The sequence below is a fragment of the Spirosoma luteum DSM 19990 genome (assembly GCF_000374065.1).
GTDB classification, from domain to species: Bacteria; Bacteroidota; Bacteroidia; order Cytophagales; family Spirosomataceae; genus Spirosoma; species Spirosoma luteum.
This window is the reverse complement of record NZ_KB893271.1, coordinates 1-23,777: the sequence shown is the minus strand read 5'-3', so window position 1 is coordinate 23,777 and position 23,777 is coordinate 1. Positions and strand designations below refer to the sequence as shown.

The 23,777-nt window shown below is 52.5% G+C and carries 17 protein-coding genes; 4 read left to right on the top strand and 13 right to left on the bottom strand.

Going from position 1 to position 23,777, the window contains the following annotated elements:
* The first annotated feature begins 97 nt into the window (after positions 1–97).
* The 3 genes from B156_RS0120035 (at position 98) to B156_RS0120025 (ending at position 5,440) form a co-directional block, all read left to right on the top strand.
* Complete coding sequence (locus tag B156_RS0120035; RefSeq protein ID WP_018621563.1) at positions 98–1,015, top strand: NAD(P)/FAD-dependent oxidoreductase; 918 nt, start codon at positions 98–100, stop codon at positions 1,013–1,015.
* 235 nt (positions 1,016–1,250) lie between these two features.
* Complete coding sequence (locus B156_RS0120030; protein WP_018621562.1) at positions 1,251–4,220, top strand: S9 family peptidase; 2,970 nt, start codon at positions 1,251–1,253, stop codon at positions 4,218–4,220.
* Positions 4,221–4,327: 107 nt separating this feature from the next.
* Complete coding sequence (locus B156_RS0120025; RefSeq protein ID WP_018621561.1) at positions 4,328–5,440, top strand: hypothetical protein; 1,113 nt, start codon at positions 4,328–4,330, stop codon at positions 5,438–5,440.
* A 49-nt stretch (positions 5,441–5,489) separates the two neighbouring features.
* Here B156_RS0120025 and B156_RS29535 read toward each other — a convergent pair whose 3' ends face one another.
* The 11 genes from B156_RS29535 to B156_RS0119965 all read right to left on the bottom strand — a co-directional run bounded on the left by B156_RS29535 (position 5,490) and on the right by B156_RS0119965 (position 21,900).
* The gene (locus B156_RS29535) at positions 5,490–6,974 is read right to left on the bottom strand and encodes a tagaturonate reductase (protein ID WP_018621560.1); all 1,485 of its coding nucleotides are present in this window, start codon (positions 6,972–6,974) and stop codon (positions 5,490–5,492) included.
* A 72-nt stretch (positions 6,975–7,046) separates the two neighbouring features.
* The gene (locus B156_RS0120015; RefSeq protein WP_018621559.1) at positions 7,047–7,385 is read right to left on the bottom strand and encodes an L-rhamnose mutarotase; all 339 of its coding nucleotides are present in this window, start codon (positions 7,383–7,385) and stop codon (positions 7,047–7,049) included.
* Between the two features lie 106 nt (positions 7,386–7,491).
* Positions 7,492–8,871 carry a c-type cytochrome domain-containing protein gene (locus B156_RS0120010; RefSeq protein ID WP_018621558.1) on the bottom strand — a complete coding sequence of 460 codons (1,380 nt, stop codon included), beginning with the start codon at positions 8,869–8,871 and terminating at the stop codon, positions 7,492–7,494.
* 82 nt (positions 8,872–8,953) lie between these two features.
* Positions 8,954–10,390: a Gfo/Idh/MocA family protein gene (locus B156_RS0120005; protein ID WP_018621557.1), complete on the bottom strand. Its 1,437-nt coding sequence runs from the start codon at positions 10,388–10,390 to the stop codon at positions 8,954–8,956.
* Between the two features lie 39 nt (positions 10,391–10,429).
* On the bottom strand, positions 10,430–11,365 hold the full coding sequence (locus B156_RS0120000) for a ThuA domain-containing protein (RefSeq protein WP_018621556.1): 936 nt from the start codon (positions 11,363–11,365) through the stop codon (positions 10,430–10,432).
* A gap of 101 nt (positions 11,366–11,466) precedes the next feature.
* Entirely contained in the window at positions 11,467–12,981 is a 1,515-nt protein-coding gene (locus tag B156_RS0119995) for a DUF1501 domain-containing protein (RefSeq protein WP_018621555.1), read from the bottom strand.
* Between the two features lie 6 nt (positions 12,982–12,987).
* Positions 12,988–16,272, bottom strand: a complete 3,285-nt coding sequence (locus B156_RS0119990) for a DUF1553 domain-containing protein (RefSeq protein ID WP_018621554.1) — start codon at positions 16,270–16,272, stop codon at positions 12,988–12,990.
* 124 nt (positions 16,273–16,396) lie between these two features.
* Positions 16,397–16,813, bottom strand: coding sequence for an NAD(+)--rifampin ADP-ribosyltransferase (gene arr / locus B156_RS0119985; RefSeq protein ID WP_018621553.1), 417 nt, complete (start codon positions 16,811–16,813; stop codon positions 16,397–16,399).
* Between the two features lie 200 nt (positions 16,814–17,013).
* The gene (gene nadE, locus B156_RS0119980) at positions 17,014–19,098 is read right to left on the bottom strand and encodes an NAD(+) synthase (RefSeq protein ID WP_018621552.1); all 2,085 of its coding nucleotides are present in this window, start codon (positions 19,096–19,098) and stop codon (positions 17,014–17,016) included.
* A 515-nt stretch (positions 19,099–19,613) separates the two neighbouring features.
* Positions 19,614–20,477 carry an SMP-30/gluconolactonase/LRE family protein gene (locus B156_RS0119970; RefSeq protein ID WP_018621550.1) on the bottom strand — a complete coding sequence of 288 codons (864 nt, stop codon included), beginning with the start codon at positions 20,475–20,477 and terminating at the stop codon, positions 19,614–19,616.
* Between the two features lie 157 nt (positions 20,478–20,634).
* On the bottom strand, positions 20,635–21,900 hold the full coding sequence (locus tag B156_RS0119965; protein ID WP_018621549.1) for an MFS transporter: 1,266 nt from the start codon (positions 21,898–21,900) through the stop codon (positions 20,635–20,637).
* A gap of 54 nt (positions 21,901–21,954) precedes the next feature.
* Here B156_RS0119965 and B156_RS0119960 point away from each other — a divergent pair, with 54 nt between their 5' ends.
* Positions 21,955–22,617 (top strand): phosphoribosylanthranilate isomerase, encoded by a 663-nt coding sequence (locus tag B156_RS0119960; protein ID WP_040586063.1) that lies wholly within the window; start codon positions 21,955–21,957, stop codon positions 22,615–22,617.
* 72 nt (positions 22,618–22,689) lie between these two features.
* Here the strand turns inward: B156_RS0119960 and B156_RS0119955 are convergent, their stop codons facing one another.
* Together B156_RS0119955 and tnpA are read right to left on the bottom strand one after the other, a co-directional pair.
* Positions 22,690–23,112, bottom strand: a complete 423-nt coding sequence (locus B156_RS0119955) for an Hsp20/alpha crystallin family protein (RefSeq protein WP_018621547.1) — start codon at positions 23,110–23,112, stop codon at positions 22,690–22,692.
* Positions 23,113–23,262: 150 nt separating this feature from the next.
* Positions 23,263–23,694 (bottom strand): IS200/IS605 family transposase, encoded by a 432-nt coding sequence (gene tnpA / locus B156_RS0119950; protein ID WP_018619334.1) that lies wholly within the window; start codon positions 23,692–23,694, stop codon positions 23,263–23,265.
* Positions 23,695–23,777: the final 83 nt, after the last annotated feature.

Sequence of the window (23,777 nt, the reverse complement as noted above, 5' to 3'; positions counted from 1 at the left end):
GAGTCATACCGTTTTGCGGAACCTTTCCAGCATGCGGGGGTTATATATGCAACTATGTTGCATATATAACCCCCGCATTTTATTTTAACTGGTTTAGATGGATACACAAACAGAGTATGATGTCGTAATTGTAGGTGGCAGTGTGGCTGGGCTGAGTGCCGCCCTGGTATTAGGCCGGTCATTACGCAGGGTGCTGGTAGTCGATAGCGGCAAGCCCTGCAATCGTCAAACCCCTCACTCGCACAGTTTTATGACGCGTGACGGCGAAACACCGGCTCAGCTAACCAGCCTTGCCCGGGAGCAGGCCCTCGCCTACCCAACAGTCCAGTACCTGAACGGCCGGGTTACTACGTTATCGAAAAATGCCGACGGCTTCGCCCTGACCACCGACAGCCAGACTCGTATCAAGGCTCGTAAAGTTTTGCTAGCCACCGGTCTGGAGGACATTATGTCCCCTATCGATGGATTTGCCGAAAGCTGGGGAGTTTCGGTGTTGCATTGTCCTTACTGTCATGGATACGAGGTGCGCAACCAGCCGTTGGGTGTACTGATAACCGGCGAACATACAGCTGATTACGTGGGCTTAATCCATCACTGGAGTCAAAACCTCACCCTGTTCACTAATGGTAGCGCTACACTGACCGATGACCAACGCGGCACGATAAGCCGGCTCAACGTGCCCATTATAGAGACACCGATTGCGCAGATTAAGCACGAGCAGGGCTTGATGAACGCCGTTATGTTGCAGGATGGCAGCCAGGTCGACCTGACGGCCCTGTTTGCTCCGGTGCCTTTTCGGCAGCACTCCGACCTGGCCCAGCAGCTAGGCTGCACACTTACCTCAACCGGGTTAATTCAAGTTACGATCGTGGGCCAAACCAATGTGCCGGGCCTGTTTGCCGCTGGCGACAACAGTTCGCCCATGCGTCAGTTAGCGGTTGCCAGTGCGAATGGCGTAGCGGCCGGGGCTGGCATCAATCGGGAACTTGTAACCGAAGAAGTAGCCGTATACTAGCCACCTGACGGCTTGTTTTGCCTACTCCACAAACTAATTTTATAACCTGGGTGTGTGGCTGGAACATAAAAGGCGTAGTAGTGAGAAGCTACCTTAAAAATCGGCCTTTCAGGCTTTTCCTAGCATAAACTACGGTGAAATAGAGTTACTTCAACAGAATAGCGGTGAATTTACAGTCAGTATTGAGATTTGATGAGTAATTTAGTGGTTTGGTAAGTCTCAATCTCACTCATCAATGACTCGTTTGTATCCATTTCTCCTCGCGCTGCTTGTTTCAACGTCGCTTTTCGCGCAAACTCAGAAACGACCGCTCAATGCATCCGATTACGACCGCTGGCAAGCGGTACGGTCCGAAAAAATCTCCGACGATGGCCGCTGGGTGGCCTATCAGGTTGACCCGCAGGAAGGCGATGGCCGCCTGGAAGTGGTCAGTAACAGTCCGACCGGCACCCCAACGCGCTACGTTTTTCAGCGCGGCTACATGGCGCAGTTTACGCCCGACAGTAAATTTCTGGTGATGCGTCTAAAAGTACCGCTTGCCGACACCCGGAAGGCTAAACTCAAAAAGAAGAAGCCCGACGAGATGCCGAAAGATAGCATGCTGGCCCTCAATCTGGCAACCGGCAAAACGACGAAACTTCCTAATGTGAAGTCGTTTTCGTTTGGGAAAGAGGCTGGTTCCTGGCTGGCTGTGCTTCAGACAAGTCAGGACGAAAAAGAGAAGGGAGCGGCCAAAACACCGGCTCAGTCAAAGAGTGACACCCTTACCCCAACGCCCGCCGTTTCGACCACAACGGTAGCCACCCGGAAGGGGCCGATAAAGAAAATAAAGGGTGATAATATGACACTGCTGAATCTGGCCGATGGCACCCGAAAAACGGTCCGGTACGTGTCAAATATGGTGATGTCCGACAATGGGAAAGCCGTTTTTTACAGCCGGGAATCAGCCAACGATTCGCTGAAAGCGGGTACGAACGCCATTCCGGGAGTATTTCTGTTCAATACGGAGAATGGCCAGGTAAGTTTAGTGGATACCAGTTCGACGCGTAAAATTTACAAAGGACTGGCCATCGACAAAACAGGGCAAAAAATGGCCTGGATGGCATCGGCCGACAGTGCCGGGTCCGACGTAAAGGTCTTTTCGCTCTATTACAAAAATAGGTTGCCAGTTACACCGGCCAAAGGCAAACGGGCAAAAGCAACAGCCCCCGAATCTCCGTTCACTATTATTGCCGATACCACAACGGCGGCCCTGCCCAAAGGCTGGTCGGTGAATGAGTTCCGCGAACCGAAGTTTGCCGACGATGGCAGCCGACTTTATTTCTCCACCTCGCCCATTCCACCCAAACCGACGAAAGACACCCTGACGCCCGATGATGAGAAGGTAAAAATGGACATCTGGACCTGGACCGACAGTCGGCTACAGCCCATGCAGCAAAAGCGGCTCAAGGAAGAAAAGGAGCGGGGTTTTCTGGCCGTTTATGACCTTAAATCCGGCAAAATCATTCCGCTGGCCAACCGGGAGATTCCCACGGTTGCCTTTGATCCCGAAGTCACCACGCGTTATGTGCTGGGCCTGAGCGACCTGCCCTATCAAGTGCAGTCATCCTGGGACCCCGGCCACACGGACTTATACCTGATTGATAGCCAGACGGGTGACAAAAAACGCATTGCCCGTGATGTGATGGCCTCGCAGCCGAAACTATCGCCCGGCGGCCAGTATGCTTACTGGTTCGATGAGGCCGATTCACTCTGGCGGGCGTGGGATGTGGCCGCTGGCAAACATATTGACCTGACCCGTGGCCTACCCAGTAAGTTTTTCGATGAAGAACACGATACGCCCAGCCTTCCCGGCTCCTATGGCTCAGCGGGCTGGACCACCGGCGACCGTTACGTCTGGATTTATGACCGCTACGACATCTGGCAGATTGACCCCACCGGCAAAGAGAAACCCGTTAACCTGACCGCTGGCTGGGGCCGTAAAAATAACGTCCGGCTCCGTCGCGCGGAACTGGACGACGACAACACCCGCGGCCGTCTGAGCACCGAGAAAGCCATTGACCCCAAAGCCGCACTATTCCTGACCGGAATCTGGGAGAGTGACAAATCGACCGGAATCTTAAAAAGCACGAATGGGCGTTCGGCACTGGCTCCCACGGTTCTGAAGCAGAGCAACCACCGGTACTCCGGGTTGAGCAAAGCGAAAAACGCCCCGACCATGACTTTTTACCGGGGTAATTTTCAGGAACCAATCAACCTGTTTATTACAGACACTACCCTGGCCAATCCAAAACAACTCACCAAAGCTAATCCACAACAGGATAGCATTCGCTGGGGGAGCGTAGAGCTGGTAAAATGGACGGGCACCAACGGTACCAAACTGGAGGGGCTGCTGTACAAACCCGAAGGTTTCGACCCCACAAAGAAGTATCCAATGCTGACGTACTTCTACGAGCGCAACGTAGAGACTCTGAATGACTACCGGGCACCGGCTCCCAGTCGCTCCACGATTAATATTCCCTACTGTGTATCGAATGGCTACCTGGTTTTCGTACCCGACATCGTCTACACCGTTGGGCAGCCGGGACCAGATGCGTACGACTGTATTGTTCCGGGCGTACTGAGCCTGCTGGACCGGGGGTTTGTTGACCGTAACCGACTGGGCATTCAGGGCCAAAGCTGGGGCGGTTACCAGACAGCGTTTATCATTACCCGTACCAATTTGTTCCGGGCGGCCGAAGCAGGTGCACCCGTGGCCAATATGACCTCGGCCTACGGCGGCATCCGGGGCGAAACGGGCATGGTACGCCAGTTTCAGTACGAAAAAACACAGAGTCGGATTGGGGGTACGCTCTGGGAGAAGCCGATGAATTACATCGAAAATTCACCCCTTTTCTACGCGGACCGGGTAGAAACCCCGCTGCTCATCATGAGTAACGATGCCGACGGGGCTGTGCCGCATCAGCAGGGAATCGAGCTGTTTACGGGATTGCGCCGGTTGAATAAACCCGTTTGGATGGTGGTATACAACGGCGAAGCCCACAACCTGACCGGGCGGCACAATGCCAAAGACCTGAGCATTCGTATGTACCAGTTCTTTGATTATTACCTCAAGGATGCACCGGAACCCGTCTGGATGAAAGATGGCCGCTCCGCCGTGGAGAAAGACCGGGGCGAAATGAAGTATGGCGTATCGGACAAATAGCCGATAACTAAATAGAAAGAAGATAGTATGCCCAAAGAGAAAAGGCGCAATACAGCTAGTATGTATCTTGCCCCTTTTCTCTTAGGGCCTTTCAAATCTGAACAACTATGTACTGCCGATTATCGCTTGTTACGGTAACTAGTCTGTTGCTGTTTTTTGGTTGCAAAACAGCGAAACTTCCTGCTACGAAAACACTGCCCACTGCTACCCTCACAGAAGCAGGATTTCTCGATTGCTTTACACCGGGCACGAGCCTGAATGGGCAGACCGTCTGGTGTGAAGCGTCGGCGGTGGCATTCGATGGTAAAAATATCCTTATTGCCAATGATAAAGACATGCCCGATGGGTTGAGTCCGGTGTTCATGAAGCCATCTACTGCGCTGGGCGGCTCGACAAAGCCCCCGTCCTATCTGACGCAGCCCGTTTTTTCGGCAGCTCATAAGTACGAGGATTTTGCCCAGACGCCCGACCGGCGTTTTGTATTACTCACTACCGCCTTCGACCGGGTAAAGCCCGGAAGCAGCGACTGGGACGGATACAACACGATTCTGTACTGGCGCACCGGCGATGAGCAACACCCGCACGTACTGGCTCCCGACGATACCAGCCGAACCTCGATGGGGTATCGGCAACAGCTTGCCAAAGTACTAGCGAACAATGAATTTCCGGGCGGGATGCCGTATTTCAAGGTGGAAGGGCTGGCTGCTACCGATCGTCAGTTACTGTTCGGAATTCGGGAGGTGGGCAAAGATTACAAGGATTTCAGCTACCAGGCGCAGATAGTGAGCGTTTCATATCGGGTTGATAAAACGGGTGATGGCGAACGAATGCGGCTTGAGAATGACTGGAAGGTTATCAACGACTTCGTGATTGCCAAAGCCGATACCACATTACCACAACCGCTGGGTTTGTCCAGCCTGGAATACGACCCCGCCCGTCAGCTCGTCTGGATGCTTACCTCGCAGGAAGTCGACAACAAGCTGGATACCTTTATCTGGGCCGCGCCCCTCAGCGATGTATACGCTGGTAAACCCTTTTCCCTCATCCGCGATTCGCAGGGGAAACCGCTGCACACAATAGGGCACAAAGCAGAAGACCTTACTGTACTGCCCAACAACCAGCTTCTGTTAATTGCGGATGATGACCGCGTCCCAACAACCATTGGCACCCGCACCCGCCAGCCCAATCAGGCCGCGTATATGATTCTGACGCTTCATTGAACCCTGATTTAATCGGGGTCTGATAAAATTATCCTCAGCAGAATGAATTTCAGTGAACAGCCGGAGTAAAGTCGGGTAACGTAAAGGAGTCAGACGTCAGCAGAGTGTTCAGATATTGCGACACAGCCCCCGAAAAACCAGGTAGGGCACTTAAGTCTACGGACCATAAATCGCTGTTCGTTAACACCATACGAGTGAGTTCATCACTATTGGCAGCCGTTTCCCAGGCCGACGCCAACACGTTGGCATCCGGGTCGTTGGGGGAATAGGAAGCCCCGTTGGTAAACCCGGCGTACGAGCCATCGTCCGTTTTATGAACCCGCATGAAATACAGATAACTGGCAAACGCAAAGGCCATGTGTGCCGGAACGGTAGAATGCTGCTGGTACCATTTTTCAAGCAGCCCCACACAGCGCATGGCCATTTTCGCGGTGTAGTTCATACTGATGGACAGCCATTTGTGATCCAGATTCTCGTTTCGGAAGCGATCCAGCACGGCATTGGCAAAGGCATGAATCTCATCTTGTTCAATGGATTCACCCAGACAGGGACTAATTTCATCGAACATAACCCCTCGCATGAAGGCCAGGAACTCCACATTCTTCATGGCTTCTTTCACCGTAACGAACCCCATCAAATGGGCAATGGAGCAACATAACGTGTGGGGGGCATTGAGTAGCCGCAGTTTAAGCTCCTTGAATTTCGTGATGGATGGCTCAATTTTAACCCCGGCATCGGCCGCTGCAAACGTCAGTTTCTGCCTGACCCGTTCGTTGCCTTCAATGGCCCACAAGCGGTACGGTTCAGCCATGATCATTAAATCATCCTGGTAACCCAACTCGGCTTCCATACTTGTTTTCAACGCACCCGTAACCAGCCCGGGTACAATCCGGTCGACCAGCGAATTACAAAAATCATTGGCTTCGTTGAGCCAGATGATAAAGGATGCACTGAGGTTATTGAATAGGGCCAGTTGCTGCACAATAGCCCGCAGTTTATCCCCATTTTCGGAGATGAGTTCGGTGGGTACGATAACCAGCCCTTTCTCCGGGTCACCACTAAAAGTCTCGTACCGCTTATGCAAAACGGCCAGCAATTTAGCCGGAAATGACGCGGGTGGCGTAGCGAAGATGGATTCTTCGACGTATTGAATACCTACTTCCGTGGTATTGGAAACGACCAGACTCAACGCCGGACTTTCGGCTACCGCCAACACCTGTGCCCAAGCGGTCGATGCCGTCAGTACCCGGCTGATGGCACAGTTGATGGATACTTCGTTGACCTCCCGCCCGTTTTCGATACCCCGAACCAGCGTGGTGAAGCAGTTTTCCTGCCTATCGAAATCCGTCGTGTCGCCCCGCGTCGTGGACTTTACCACCACTACCCGGCCACGGAAAACGCCCTGCCGGTTGGCTTTTTCGATAAAAAAGAGTGGCAATCCACGAAGTAACACACCGGTACCGAAGAACAGTGCTTTTTCCGGGTAATCAAGTACTTCTGGATGGGGGTAATTTTTGGTCGTAAGGTAAGTCATCAATTGGTACGTGTTATCTATCAGGAATTTGTTTCTGTTTATGAACGTCCATCATCTGCCATGGTAACAGGTTCACTTTGGCAGATTGAAAATCTGCTCCATCAGCACCCATTTTTCGCCGGGTTTTGCGCCCGGCACGGCCTGCTGGAACCCCCACATCAGGTTTTCCCACTCTACCGATTTGGGATGCTGGTTTATGGCATGCATCCGCTCAAACGAAAAGGTGTCGTCTACTTCCATAATCATGAACATCCGGTTGCCAAACAGGTAAATCTCCATGCTGACTACACCCGCATCGTGGATACTCTGATTAATGTCGGGCCACTGATTTTCGGGCGCGTGGTGCCATTTATATTTTTCAATCAGGGCTGGTTCGTCAATAAGGTCGAGGGCGAGGCAATAGCGTTTCATGTGGTGAGTCAGTTGGACGACTGAGCGCAGGCTCAGCCGCGTTGTCAACAAAAAGTTAAGAGTAGTTTTAATCGATTGGATACCCTGACGCCCAGAGAAAAATACGTCAGTAAGCAACCCGGATTGATGTGCTGTCGCCAAATACCTTTTTCACGTCGCTGGCCGTTATACCCGTTTGCCAGACGTATAGGTTTTCAAGTTGCTTCATGTGCTTCAGCGTTTCCAAACCGGTGGGAGTAATTTTTGTGCGGTAAATATTCAGGGCGTGCAGGTGTGTCAGCCCCGAGATGCTTTTCAGGGCTTCGTTACTAATGGGATTTTTCTCCACCCGGAGTTTTTCGAGGTTGCTGAACGTAGCAACGATACTAAGTTGACCATCGGTCAGGTTCAGGTCGGATAGGTTAAGCCAGATAATGTGCCGGGCCAGTGGTTTCAACACAGACAGATTGACCCCCGACTTGCCTGCTTTTGGGGGCAGCGTTACATCGAGCATCAGGGGTTGGTAGTTCATTATCCGAACAACGAAGCCTTCTCGCCGGACTACCGTGATCTGCGCAGTATCGCCCGACGGGGGAATGTCTGGGTTGACAGGACGACTGCGATTACCTTCTTCGGCAACAATGCCACCAGTTGGCCCGGCAAAACCCAGCACGCTTGCCACTATTGGTTGCACATTCTGATACCCTTTCACCTCGGTCAGTTTAATAGTACCGGCGGCAGCGGCTTTTTCAATCCACCACTTGATGAGGGTAATCTCCGTTTTGGTAAGGGGAGTTTTACCATCAGTCGGCATAAATTCCTTGTGAGCAGGATCGAGTGTAATACGCCGGTACAACTCGCTTTTTGTCAGGTTACCCGCTACTACGACCGGGCCGTGCTTGCCCCCTTCCAGCAAATCGCCGTGGGTTTCCAGGCGCAGATTCCCCTTCAGTTTCCCCGCCCGGTGGCATTGTACGCATCGTTTCTCCAGCAGGGGCTGCACTATATCTTCAAAGATAAAGGCTTGCTCTATACGGGTTGGTTTAGGCCGCTCAGTTTTGGTCAGGGTAGCCAGCGAGAGGTAATCGCTGCCGTGCGTCAGGCTTCCTCCCTGATGCCCGACGTAACTCATCAATCCTAAAACGACCACGAACGCGACCGAAAAAACCTTCCGGGGCAGAGCCACGTAGCGAACAAACGCTGGAGTAGTCAGGGCGTACAGTACAAGTGCCACTCCGGCCAGGGCAATCCCTGAATATTTGTGCTTATCCAGCAGAATAGGGGCATAATCGCCGGTGGTAGAAAGAAGCCAGCCCAGCACGCAGGCCACCACCGCCGAAATGGCCCCGGCCAGCAACGCCAGCGGTACCGCAGCCTGAACGTTTTTATAGTTCGGCCAATACGAAGCCCAGTCCAGCAGAGCTGCCAGAACCAGAAAGCCGATGGGCAAATGCACTACCAATGGGTGCATTCGCCCAAAAAACGTGGTGATAGTTAACAGGATCATGTCAGGTGAATTAGCTTCACCACAAACTATTGCCCCAACCTGGTGCTCAGCCGAAGCAACAGGTTGGGGCAGCTAAAAGCAACTATCCTTTTACGTTCGTAGTACCGTAAGGGGCGCGCTGTGGTCTTGACAATGTAGCGTTGGCCTCTTTATCGTTCAGGAACTGCTCCTTTTCAGGGTTCCATTTCAGCTTGCGGCCCAACTTCATAGCAGTATGGGCGAGCAAGCAGGCCGAGCAGGAACGCTGGGCAATTTCTACGTGACTGATGGTCTGTTTATCGTTCTGGATGCTCTCCAGCCAGTTTCGGTGCTGTTCGGGACTATCGTACAGGTGAATTTCGTCGGGGCCAATCACCGACCCCAGAATTTTCTTATCGCTTGCCTTGAAAGCCTCATTTTCTTTAGCTGACTGTGCTGCGCCGGGGTCCGAAGCCGTAACGCCCACATTACCCCGGGATACAAATATCCAGCCATCGGTGCCCTCGAACATCACGCCGTTGGGGTTGTTACCCCCTATTTCCATCACCACCCCGTTTGCGTACGTCGCCATGACCAGAAAGTTGCCATGCACATCCCATAATCCCGAACCAGGCAGGGGGAAAGCACCCAGCCCTTCCAGTTCAACGGGGCCGGTCAATTCAGTATCCATACCCCAGTGGGCTATGTCTACGTGGTGCGACCCCCAGCCTGTAATCATTCCCGCGCCAAACTGCTCCAGGCGTAACCAGCCGGGCCGGTCGTTGATGCTGGTTTGCGAATGCACCCGGTCCGGGGTATAATAGACCTCCGGCGTGGAGCCGAGCCACATATCATAATTAAGGTTTGTAGGCACGGGTGTCTTAACCGTACTCCCGCCAGCGGGGTCGCCGGGCAGGCCCACGTACACCTTTTTGAGCTGACCAATACGACCATTACGGACCAGTTCGCAGGTTCGTTTGAACTGCGGCCAGGGACTGGCAGAACGCTGCTGGCTACCCAACTGGAACTTTATCCCTTTCTTTTGAACCATATCACTGAGCATACGGCCTTCCTGAATAGTAAGGGAAGTAGGCTTCTGCATGTAAATGTGTTTTCCAGCCACTGCAGCTTCCATAGCGGGTTGTGCGTGCCAGTGGTCGGGGGTGCTGATAATGACCGCGTCGATGTCTTTACGGGCCAGCAGTTCCTTGTAATCGTCGAACATCTGCACGTCGACGTAGTTATCCTTGCCGGTTTTGTCGGCGTACTTTTTCTCAATCCATTTTTTGCCCATCGCCAGCCGGTTTTTATCAAGGTCGGCTACTGCTATGACGCGGGCAACTTCGTTCTTGAGTATTTCGGGCAGGTCGTGGCCGGAGGCAATACGGCCAAAACCAATCTGGCCGATGTTGATTTTGTTGCTGGGGGCATTTTTTCCGAATACGCTCGATGGCACAATGGTTGGGAAACCCGTTGTAGCGATGAGACCGGCAGTGCCGGCAGCGGTTGACTTAATAAATGCCCTGCGGCTCTGGTCCGTTGTTTCGTCTGTTTTTTTCATGGATTTATCCGTTTATTGGTTCAGGAGTATCAGTCAGGATTAGGGTGTGTTATTGCCAATGGGGGAATCGTCTACTTTCACATCGCCCGCCACATACTGCATGGCGTCCAGAAAATACTGTAGCAGCCTGGGGTTGTCAAAACTCTGGGCATTATGGGACGGAGAGGTATAAAAAACACGTCCTTTACCGTATCGCTTAATCCAGGAAATATATATTACCGGTTCAGGATTTTCGCCCTTTAATCCCTCTACTTCGCTGGTATTGAGGTAAAGCAGGGGCCGGAAATTCTGCTTGCTATAGGCCATGTTGAACATGTACGCTTCGTCAATATGGTCAAAACCCTCACCTCCGAAAGCCTGCACAAGCGGGTGCTGCGGGTTGACGAGTTTTACGTGGAGCATTTGCTGCTTAGGGTGGTAATCGAAGCTGCCGCCCATCATCTCGCTAAAGTCAGCCGACTTGTTCTGCATCACAATACCGCCGTGCATAGCCATAAGCCCACCCCCTTTTCGGACAAAATTCAGCAGATTCTGCTCCAGTTCTTTAGCTCCTGCAATGGCCTGGGCTTCGGTCAGTGATTTATCTTCGCTCAGTTTATCCCGAAACAAATCCCGGTTGGTACCAATTGAGCAGTTATTGTTCAGCACGACCACGTCGAAGTCCTTCAGCTTATCCTTTTGGAATAGCTTGATATCATTGCTCTGAACAACCTCAAAGGCACCACTTTTCTGGCCCAGAATCTCAATAACCGCGTTAGTATGGGGCACTACCCAATGGTCGAAGCCGGTAAACAGCGAGAAGAGCAAAACTTTGTGCTTCTTCTTTGCAGGATACGTGGTTTTTGCCGGGGCTATCTGTTCGATTTTTGCCTTCCAGACAGCATCGGCTGCAAAACCATCCAGGCTCTGTGCCTGAGCGAAAACACTGAGCAGTACGGTGCAGGCAGTAAGAATGAGTAAGCTGGTCTTCTTCATGTATAGTATAGTCAGTTTCGCTCCCGATTTACTCAAACAAGCTCGAATAATTTGATCACAATACCTTACCCATACAGTCATAACGGCCTTCAAAGTAGGCATCAGGAAAGGAGATCATGTACTACCTTACCCTGTACATCGGTCAGGCGGAAACGCCGGCCCTGGCTTTTGAAGGTGAGCCGCTCATGATCGATACCCAGCAGGTGTAACAGCGTAGCCTGAAAATCGTGGACGTGCACCGGATTCTTCGTAATGTTATAGCTGAAATCATCGGTTTCGCCGTAGCTAATACCAGCTTTCACCCCCGCCCCGGCCATCCACATTGTGAAACACCGCGGGTGGTGGTCGCGTCCGTAGTTATCTTTAGTCAGCTTCCCCTGCGAATAAACCGTCCGGCCAAACTCACCACCCCAGATTACAAGTGTGTCTTCCAGCAAACCCGTTCGTTTCAGGTCGGTAACAAGGGCTGCGGTAGCCTGATCTACATTTTTGCACTGGTTTTTGATGCCACCCGGCAAGCCGCCGTGCTGGTCCCAGCCCTGGTGGTACAACTGCACAAACTTCACGTCTTTTTCCAGCAGTTTGCGCGCCAGCAGGCAGTTGGCCGCGTACGTACCCGGGTCCCGGCTGTCGGGGCCGTAAAGGTCAAACACTTCGTCGGGTTCGCCCGCCACGCTCATTACCTCCGGCACGGAAGTCTGCATCCGGTAGGCCATTTCGTACTGCGCCATGCGGTTTTCAATTTCAGGGTCACCGAAGCCGCTTTGCTGTAGCTCGTTGAGCTGCTTAAGGTAGGTAAGCATTTCCTGCCGGTCGGCGCCGTCGTACCCTTCGGGATTATTCAGAAACAGCACCGGGTCTTTTCCCGACCGAAACTGAACACCCTCGTGGCGTGTGGGCAGAAAACCGCTGCCCCACAACCGCGAGTATAGGGGCTGACCGTTGCCATTTTTGGAAATCATGGAGATAAACGTCGGCAGGTTCTCATTGTCGGAACCCAGCCCGTAGCTCACCCACGAGCCAATAGACGGGCGACCCGGAAGTTGATTACCCGTCTGAAAAAACGTGATGGCGGGATCGTGGTTTATCTGCTCGGTATACAGCGATTTGATGATGCACAACTCATCCACCACCTTTGCCGTATGGGGCAACAGTTCGCTCACCCACGTATTCGATTTGCCGTACTGGCTAAAATTGTACACCGACGGCGCAATGGGTAAACTACTCTGGTTGGCGCTCATGCCCGTGAGCCGCTGCCCCTTCCGCACCGAATCGGGCAGTTGCTGACCAAACATGTTAGCCAGTTTTGGTTTGTAGTCGAAGGTTTCAAACTGCGACGGCCCTCCGCTCATAAACATGTAAACCACGCGTTTGGCGCGGGGCGCAAAGTGTGGCAGAGCGCGCAAGATGGCTTCCTGCGTGTCTTCATTAAGTTCATCAGGCGCTTTGGCAGCGGCCCCGCCAAACAGCCGCTGACCACCGAACAGCGTGCCAGCCGCCAGCGCACCCAGACCCAGCGTGGTTTTGGTCAGAAACCGTCGCCGGTCCAGTTTCTCATTGAGCCTGGCGAAATCCGGTGTATTAACCCGAAACTCATCGTCGTGGTGCTGTTCCATAAGCGTTTAGCGTTTCGTAAGGGTTGCGTCGGAGTTCATGATGGTACTGGCTACTACGGCGTTGGCGGCTACCTGCGCGGCATTTAGTGTACTGTCTATTCTGTACTGACCCGTTGCCAGCCAGCCTTTCGTTTTGCCGGGTGCCTGGCTGAAACGCTTCAGTTGGGCGAGCTGCATTTTGGTCAGCAGGTCTACTTCAGGGCGGGTGGGTCGGCGGCCGGTCAGCTTTCGATAGGTCAGCATGATAGCTTGTTTCTCGTCTTTCTGGCGGGTCATCTGCTCGCCCAGTACGTTGGCCGCTTCTAAAAACGTAGGGTCGTTCAGCGTAACCAGCGCCTGCAACGGCGTGTTGGTCTTCTGCCGTCGGACGGTGCAGAAACTCCGCGATGGTGCATCGAACGTGCCCAGCGTAGGGTTCGGTACCGAGCGTTTGACCAGCACGTAAACACTCCGTTTATAGACAATGGCCCCGCTGTCGGGTTTGTAAGTAGCTGAGTTGATGCGCCATAACCCGTCGGGCTGGTACGGTTTGATGCTACGCCCGCCAATAGCGTAATTAATCAACCCACTGGCGGCTAAAGCATTGTCACGCATCATTTCTGCCGACAGCCGGCGGGATGGGCCGCGGGCCAGCAGCCGGTTTTGCGGGTCTTTTTCGAGCAACTCGCGACTGGCGCGGGAGTCCTGCCGGTAAGTGGCCGACATCACCATCATTTTCACCAACCGCTTCACATCCCATCCATGCGACCGGGAACCACCCCCTTCCCGGAAGGTGATGGCCAGCCAGTCGAGGAGTTTGGGGTGCGAGGGCAGTTCGCCCTGATTGCCGAAGTCTTCGGTCGTTTTGACAATGCCGGTACCAAAAAACAGTTGCCAGTAGCGGTTGACGGCTACCCGGGCCGTAAGCGGGTTATCAGCATCGGTAAGCCACTGCGCCAGCCCATAACGATTTTTAGGCAGGTTTTCCGGAAAGGCAAAAATACGCTCCGGCGTGTTAGGGTACACTTTTTCGCCTGGCGAGTCGTAAACGCCCCGTTCCAGCACATAGGTTTGTTTGGGCGTAGCCGACTCACGCATCACCATCAGTTCCTGTACTTTCTCCGTACTGTCGGCCAGCACGTTGCGAGTTTCCGTCAGTTTTTTTCGGGCCAGAAGCGTAGGCGCATGAACGGCGGAGAAGTAGTAATCGCTCAGAATTTTCTGGTCAGTGGGGGTAAGTTGGGCGGGCTGTTTAGCTGCTATGGCAAGCCAGTTAGAACGTTCGGCCAGAACGGCAATCTCGTAGGGCGTGAGGGTCCGGTTATAGACTACGATGTCGTCGATAATACCATCTTTAAAACCCGTCCCGCGATACCAGCCGCCAATCTGCAAACCCGGTTCAGGTTTAACTTTTGTACTGTCGAACAGAATATCTTTGGTCAGCTGGTCCATGTTGGTTCGCATGGGCTGGTCGGTACCATTTACGTACAACCTCAGCCCGGCTGCCCGGCCCGACCCATCGGACGTAATAGTGAGTTGCAGCCACTGGTCGCGGGGAACGAGCCGGGTCGTAATTTTGGTAATGGCGTTAGACGGTGCTACGTGCGCCATGCTGAGTTCCAGTTTGCCGTTTCGCAGGTACACGTGGTAGCCCCGGAAGTTGTAGAGCCGTTCGGCCTGACATTTATGAAACAGTACACCTTCGGTCATGTCCTTCGGAATAGTTACCCAAAGCCCCACCGTAAACGGCTCTGACTTCCTGAAAATACCGACTTTACCGAGGTCCAGCCAGGCATCGCCGTTGAGTTTCAGGCCCGGCCCGTGGTGGCCGGTAGTCCACTGTTCTGGTTCTTTGCCGGTTTCGCGTTTGGTCTGGGCCGTATCCTTTCGGGTGACCTCGTTAAACAGCTTCTTACCCTCAAAGGTGTACCGGGCCATTAGTCCCTTTGCGGGGAAGCTTTCATCTTTTAATGCAGCATATTCGCCCTTATCCAGCCACTGCCTGAAATCGGCCGCTCCCTGCTGCTGGACTGTTGCTACCTGTGTGTTCTGCTGACTAATCTTGGTTTGGATGAAGTGTATTAACTGCTCCTGCTTTTTGGTGGGCAGCAACAGGGTAGGTGAAGGCATGGCATCATCCCACGAAATCTGTCCGGCCTCTTCTACGTTGTTGAAAAAGCTGGATAACTGATAGTAATTCTTCTGCGAAACAGGGTCGTATTTGTGGTCATGGCACCGGGCGCACCCCACCGACAGGCCCAGAAATGCATCTCCCAGCGTGTTGGTACGGTCCAAAACATACTCCCGCTGGAATTCTTCCTCCACAATCCCCCCCTCCAGGTTCTGCTGGTGATTGCGGTTGAAAGCCGTGGCAACTAGCATCGCTTTTGTAGGCTTTGCCCCATTCGTGCCCGGCCTGTCGTGGCCCGGCCTCTCGTGGCCCGGCATCAGATCACCGGCTAACTGATGGTGGATGAACTGGTCGTAAGGCTGGTTTTTGTTGAATGCGTTGATGACCCAGTCGCGGTAGGGCGACATATCGCGCAGCCGGTCGACGGTGTAGCCGTGCGAATCGGCAAAGCGGGCGAGGTCGAGCCAGTCGGCGGCCATACGTTCGCCGTAGTGGGGCGACTTGAGCAACCTGTCCACTAATTTTTCGTAGGCGTTATCACTCCTGTCGGCCAGGAACGCATCGATTTCCGCCAGTGTAGGCGGCAAGCCGGTGAGGTCTAAGGTTACCCGCCGGATGAGGAGTTCGCGACTGGCCTGGGGGGCCGGACGTAGTTTCTTCTCGGCCAGTTTGGCCGCTACAAAATTGTCGATGGGGTTTACGGCCCAGTCTTCGTTATCGATGGACGGGGTTTTTGGCATTTCGGGTTTTACGAACGCCCAGTGAGGTTTGTATTCGGCTCCCTCCTGAATCCATTTGACCAGCACCGCTTTTTCGTAGGCAGTCAGGCTCAGGTGCGATTCGGGCGTGGGCATCATCACGTCGGGGTCGGTAGAAAGGATGCGCCGGAATACCTCACTATTTCTCAAACTGCCGGGGTCGATGGCCACTTTGCCGGGACTTTCGGGCAGGTCATCATAGGCATTACTGGCCAGGTCAAGGCGCAGACCTGCCTTCTGTTTGGCTTTGTCTGGACCATGACAGGCAAAGCATTTATCCGATAATATGGGTTTTACGTGCTGATTATAATCCAACTCGGCGGGCAGCAAGGTCAGGGCACTGTTCACCTCCTGCGGAAGGTCAGGCTGGCAACTGACTATCCCCAGAAATGCTAATCCGCACAAAAAGCCTACGTAGCGCATCCCAACTCGTTTGATTCATCTTAACAAAGATAAAGCACAACAAATTACGGGAATTATATAATTCTACCTTTTTCGACCTGGCGTTGTTGTCATTTGACGTGTCAGCTTGATTGTCATAGTCAACTCAGTCCTCGATTGCCTCAATACCAAGTAGCTTCAGTCGCTTAAGGTGTTCCTTCATCGCTTCGAGCTTATCGGGGGAATGGCCCTGCCAATCCGTAACCTCACCACAGATTCGAAGCGGGTTTCGGGAGCGGTACGATTTTGTTGGATTGCCAGGGAACTTCTTGTCCGTCAGATTAGGGTCATCGTCAAATGGGCCAGTCGGTTCTACTATATAAATTCTGCCCGGTCCTTCGCCCAAGGCAAGTTCGGCTCCCCAGGTAGCCGCATCCAGGGTGGCGGTTAGATAGATATAAGATGCCTTCTTTCCAGTACCGTAGTTTGAGGTAAAGCCGGGTTCAATCAGGTCGCCCGGTTTCAAATTGGCTTTCGTGCCATGATAGAACGTCTGTGAACCCAGGTCATGGGTAGCCCCCATTGACTCACCTCCAAGTCTGTCTGCTTCCATTAGCATTACGTTATCTGCAAAAGTTTCTTCGTGGAATCTATGTAAGCCTGCCTTCAGATGCACCAGCCACCCTCCTGCCTTTACAACCGCCGAATTACCTTCACCTTGTTACCAGCTTCATTACTCCTTCACAAAATCCTAATCTTTAGCCTAATGTGCTACAGGCAATCCTAAAACCCAATTTTGCCTTTTCGGCCGTTTGGCTTCTGTTCGGCGGCCCAATCGCGCATTTCGGCGAGTTCCTTCTCGAAACCACCGGACAGGATGGGGAAACGACACCAGGAACGGGGGTCGAGGTTATGGTCGTCCAGGTGAAAACTGGGGGCGTAGCGTTCACGCTTCCACTGGTTGCGGCTCCACAGTTTAAAAAACCGCTCGATCCAACCAGCCAGCCGGTCACGGTCATACACATTGGCATACCGAACTTCTACCAACTTAAGCACCTCTACCGGTGGCTGCTTATCCCGGATAGCGGCCTCTTCAATGGAGTTCAGCACATCATACGGCATCAGGTCGTCCTCGTCGGTTTGTTTTCTGTCCAGCGGGCGCAACTCCGCTGTGGGCTGTAGGCTGTTAACGGCGTGCAGTCCTTTCACTTTAATGAGGTCATTATCGCCTATTGAACTGATTACTTCACCCGTCCGGTCGGCGGGGGTTTGCTCGTTTTTGACGTTTAGTCCAACGGTTTCCAGCCAGAGCAGCCACCCCCGCAAAAAATGCTTATCGATACCGGTGATGGGCGAAATACTCCCCGCTGTATCACCGTCCATGGTGGCGTAGCCAACAGCCGCTTCGGAGCGATTAGACGTACTGAGCAATAGCGCGTTGTTAATGTTGGCCAGCATCCAGATACCCGGAACCCGAACCCGCGCCTGAATATTCTGCAACGCCAGATCGTCGGTATCCCACGACAGTTCCCGGCCCAGTTGCCCTTCAATCAGTCCGCGATAGGTTTCCACCAGGCCGTTGATATTGATGTTCAGGAATGTTGCGCCAATGTCATCAGCGAGTTCTTTGGCCGAACCAAACGTATCGTCGGATGAGTTTTCGGTACTCTGATACATGACGGTCAGCAATTTACCCATCATTTCCTCGGGCGTTTTACATTTTTGAATGGCGTTGATATGTCCAAGCTTTTTCTTCACGCCGTCGATGCCGATGTTCTCCACCGCCATCCGAATCATCAGAAAGACCAGGGCCGCGATGGACGAGGAATCAGCACCGCCACTCAATGACAGTACGTACCCGTGCGACCGGCTTTTACGCAGGTAATCGAATAGTCCCAAGGCTACGGCCCGCGCAAATTCTTCTTCTTTCAGATAGCCGCCCCGCTCCCAGGCTTCGAGTTCGGCCTTCTGGATAACGGGTGCAATATCGGGCCAGTCGAACCGCTCCGACACGCGTAAATTTGGGTACACTAGGGCGAGATTAGCCCGATTCTGGGTTTGATTCAGGCGGGTAATTTCCACATCGACCACCGCCGGAACGATTAGAAAATCTTCGTAACTCAGCCGGTTTCCCGACACCAGCAGTTCGCCATTGGAGGCCACCATGGCATCGCCATCATATATTATCCGCCCCGCTTCGTTGCCCAGCATGTTGGCGTACACGTAACTCACCCCAAACGACCGCGACGCATCGACCACAAACCGCTCCCGCACCTGCGATTTCAGGAAGGCGAAATGGCTGGCCGTGGGGTTCAGGATAATATCGATGCCCCGTTCATAGAGCATCCGGCCCGGCCGGCTGGCCACCCAGGCATCTTCACAGATTTCAAAACCAATCCGAATACCCGATAAATCGAACACGACGTCGCCAAACGGATAAGAGAATTCGCCCACTTTGATTTCATCGCGCAGATACGGATTCCAGGGCTGGAACCAGCGCGATTCGTAGTGGACGCCGTTATTGGCCAGGTATTGTTTTACGACAAAGCCCAGAATCCGTTTATTCGCCATCAGACAGGCTACGTCGAAGGTGCGATTGTTGTGGCGCATCGGCAAACCCACGGCTACGGTAATGTCGTTGGTATACGGTACAATGTCCAGCAAAGATTCGAGGGACTGGTCCATCGTATTCTGGGCAAAAAATGCATCCTCACAGCCATATCCCGAAATACAGAGTTCGGGCAGACAGAGCAGACTCACTTCCTGCCGTTGCGCTTCCCCGATGGCGTTGATAATGTTTTGCTTGTTGTGCTCCCAGGCAAGGGGAATTTGGTTAAGAACGCCAGCGGCTACTTTAAGAAGTTTCATTTCTAATAACGAATGAGTGAAAGAGCGAATGAGCAAATGGTTTTTCAGCCGGTGGCTGGCTGCTCATAGCTCAATGCTTGCTTGTACTATCAGGATAACAAAGATGAAGGGGAAAAGGGTTTTATTCACTATCGTTGCCGACAAACTGAAACGGATACTGGTTAATACCAGGGGCAGAATTTTTGGGATCTTTGACTATAAACGACCACTGGCAATACATCAGCTCAAACCCAGCCGTTCGGTCTGGCAGCCCTGCGTTAAAGGTACTATGATAGATACCAACGTATAAATTCATGATACTCCAGCCTAACCCATACCCTTCCCCAAATTACGCAGACTCTAAAACGGAATCAGGCGAAGCGGGCGCAGGCCTTCGGGTTGGTCTATACAGAACAATTTGTCCTGCCTACGATGCTGTCGATCTAACAGTGGTCTGGGACGTAATCAACAAGAATCTACCTATACTGGCGAGGGAGGGACATACTCTGCTTTATTCACCCGATTAATACAATCCCCTACTCCACCTTGTAAGCAACCAGGCTGTTTTTGTAGAACGTAGGAACAACCAGCAGCTTTTTCTTCGCGACGTATTCAATGTCTGCCGAGTTTACTTTTCCAGCGCGGGTATCCAGCAGTTGCTGTTTAGTCCCATCGGCATTGACGTGGAAAATCTGCCCGTTCCAGTCCGAAACGAAATAATTACCCTTGCCCTCGGGCACGATACCATCGGTAGCGGCCATGCCGTCGGCCAGGGTGGTGATAGCCTTCGTCGCTACATCCACCGACCGCAGCGCACCGATTTTCCCACTTCCTATCATGAGTTTACCGGTACCAACGGCCAGCAGACCATTGGGCTTATTGAGTTGTTCGCCCTCCATAAAAACCTCCCACTTGTCGTCTTTCAGGCGGTAAATTTTATCAATGCGGCTATCCGATACGTAGACCGTACCATCTTTTGCTATTGTTACATCGTTCAGGAAGGAGCCTTTCCCAATCGCATCCCACGTCTTTTCAGCCTGCCCCGTTTCGGTATTGATGGCTACCAACCGGTACACATCCGTTACGTACAGCCGTTTTTTGTACAGACCCATTCCTTTGGGCGCGTTCAGGCCCGATGTCCAGCGCAGGTTTTCAATTTTACCATCGAGGGATACTTTCGAGATAAAGCCACTGCCATCGAGCGCGTCCGCCTGTCCGTCCATATTGGCTACGTACAGCGTGTTGCGGCCATCGTACAACACCGACTCCGGGGTACGAAGCGTGGTGTCCGTTTCCCACGCTTTCAGCAGTTTCATCGGCTTGGGTGCTGTGGCCGGTGTCAGGGCAATGAAGCTGAAAGCAGCAAAAACGGCGGTAATCAATAAGTACGGATGTTTCATGGTTTGACTGGTTTTCGATTCATTTGCCAATTGGCTACGCCTAGCAACCGGACAATCAGCTGTTTCAGGTTTATGTAAAAGAGTAAATGCGGACTTTCTAACTAAGCAGCCATATACAGCGCACGTTTCAACATAGCAGACCTACCTGTTTTACCTATCAACTGGTCATAGTATCGTCCAGACGAACCGAAAACAATGCCTTCGATTTGGCGTATACATAGCTCACCACCGCCAGCGTAACCAGACCGCCCAGTGCTACTGACGGCACGGTGCCGAGCAAACTAGCCATCAACCCCGACTCGAACGCGCCAATTTCGTTCGATGAACTAATAAAAATACCGTTTACAGCCGCGACACGCCCACGCATGTGGTCGGGGGGGAAAATCTGTAGAATCGTTTGCCGGATAATGACGCTGATACTGTCGAATGCTCCCGTCAGGGCAAGCATGAGGAGCGACAGGTAAAAATTAGTGGACAGCGCAAAAACGAGCGTAGCCACCCCAAAACCCAGCACAGCTAACAGCATATTGCGCCAGGCATTATGCGTTGGTGGGTGCTTGGTCATGTACGCCATTGTCAGCAGGGCACCAATGGACGGAGCTGCCCGCAGGAAACCAAGTCCTTCGGCCCCTACTTTTAAAATATCCTCGGCAAAAACCGGCAGGATAGCCACCACGCCCCCAAACAGTACCGAGAACAAATCGAGCGAGATGGCGTAGAATACAATCTGGGTGTCGAATACAAAGCGAAAGCCTTCCTTCAGGCTCTCCAGAAAACTCCTGGCGGGCTGATTGTTCATCGGTACGGGCTTGCTCTCAACCAGCGAAAGCAGCAGGAAACAGAGGGCCAGCATAATGATGACGAAAACCAACGTATTGTCGAAGCCAAACCAACTGTACAAAAACCCGGCGATACCAGGCCCGGCAATGGCCCCGGCCTGCCAGAATGAACTGCTCCAGGTGGCCGAATTGGTATATAGTTCACGGGGGACCAGAAACGGTTTCAGCGAGGAGCTGGCCGGTGAGTAAAACCCTTTGGCCGTGCCAATCAGCATGATTGTTCCGTAGATAGTAGCCAACTGCGTGGTTTGCGAAAGGCCGGAGACAATGGACGGTTGAAAGGCAAGATACAGGATAACGGAGCCAAGCAGGATAACCAGCAGACTCCATTGCAAGATACGTTTCTTATCGCGCCGGTCGGCCAGATGCCCGCCAAAGAGCGAAATGGCAATGAACGGTAGCGCTTCGGCCAAACCTACCAGACCCAGTGCGAGCGGGTTATGTGTCATTTTGTATAATTCGTAACCCAGCGTAACCTCCTGAATCAGCAGCGCGGCCGTGATCAGGAAACTGTTCATAACGAAGTAACGAAAATCGGGGATGCGCAACGAAGCAAACGCATCAGGAGGGGTCAGTGGAATCATTCAGACACAAATCGTATGTTTACGACGTATATTTTGCTTATTCAACCGAAAACAATGGAACCTCCGTTCCGGACAAGGGTTAAAATTTGCTGCATCAGCAGCCTGGAAGAAGCCCGGCTAGCCATCCGGTTCGGCGCCGATGCCCTTGGGCTGGTCGGCCAGATGCCCAGTGGCCCCGGCGTGGTGTCGGATGATGTGGCGGCCGAGATTGCCGGAATGACTCCTCCGCCCGTAGCCACGTTTATGCTCACTAGCGAAAGTACCGTCGGCGGCATTATCGCGCACCAGCAACGGGTGGGAGCCAATACTATTCAACTGGTAGACACCGTGCCCGCCGGGACCTACGCGCAGCTTCGGGCGGCTTTGCCCGCTATAAAACTGGTACAGGTCATTCACATTATCGACGAACGAAGCATCGATGAAGCGCTACAGGCAGTTGAACTCGGAGTCGATACCCTGTTGCTGGATTCCGGTAATCCTACTCTTGCCATAAAGGAACTGGGCGGAACGGGACGGGTACATAACTGGCAGGTGAGCCGGCAGATTGTCGTACAATCGCGGGTGCCGGTTTTCCTGGCTGGCGGCTTGAATCCCGAAAATGTGCAGGAGGCATTGGATACCGTGCAACCCTATGGGCTCGACATTTGTAGTGGCGTTCGTACCAATGGGCACCTGAATGCGCACAAATTGGAAGCATTCATGCAGTTGGTCCGGTAAATACATGGCCTGCGGCAAAACAAAAAAGCCCGCACTGAGTAGCGCGGGCTTTCTGATAAAGGAAAGAAGCCATTAAGCAACGGCTATTTCTTTCACTAACTTTTCTTCTTTTGCTTCAATTTTTGGTAGTTCAACTGTCAAAATACCATCGGTGTAAGCCGCCTTGATTTCGTCGGCGTTCACGTTTTTGGGCAGACGGAAACTCCGTTCAAACGAGTTGAAGGAAAACTCCTGACGGGTGAATTTGTCCGTCGTTTCTTCGTTTTTCTGCTCCGACTCGTATCCAATCGTGAGGGTATTTTTGGCCAGGTTAATTTTCAGATCTTCTTTTTTCAGGCCAAGAGCGGCTAGTTCAAGAACGAATGCGGTTTCGGTCTCTTTTACATTCACAGCCGGTACATTGGGCGTCGTGTTGTAATACCGATTGATTACCGGACGACCGTAGAGCGGATTAAAAAAAGCGGGGAGTTGGTTGTAACGAGCTAAGGTTGCCATGATTTCTATTAATGTCTAAATTGTTGTTTACTGTTCAAACACAATACACCTTAACTAAACGACTATGGACTGGAAGTCCATAGGTTTAAAAACGAATGGAATTCGTTTGTTTCGGCTGAAGCCGACTGAAGGTATACCACTTTAAGTGACCTACTCCAGAATGAAATTCTCATCCCCATTAGGATGATCCTTGTGATGATCTAAATACGATTGCAGCAACTCGTCGGTGATACTACCCACACTCCAAGCACCGTAACCAACACCCCAGAAGTGACCGCCCCAATACCGACGCTTCAGTTCAGGAAACTCGTGCAAAAGCAACTTCGCACTGCGGCCTTTTAGCCGCCGGACTAAATCGCTCAAACTTAACGAGGGCGAATACGATACGTGCAGATGAATATGATCTTTACTCACAACGCCTTTCAGAATCTGCACGTCCAGCACATTGCAGGTCTGCCGCAATAAGTCCCGACAACGCAACTGTACATCACCTGTCAGCACATGGTAGCGATACTTAGTACTCCACACCAAATGGACTTGTAAATTATAAACCGAATGACTACCAGACCGTTGCTGCTTCATCAAGCAAAATTACCAAAATTGAGTAGCAACTAAAGTCTTGCCCTAAAGGGCATAGCTTGAACTAGCGTACGTGAAAAGTCAAA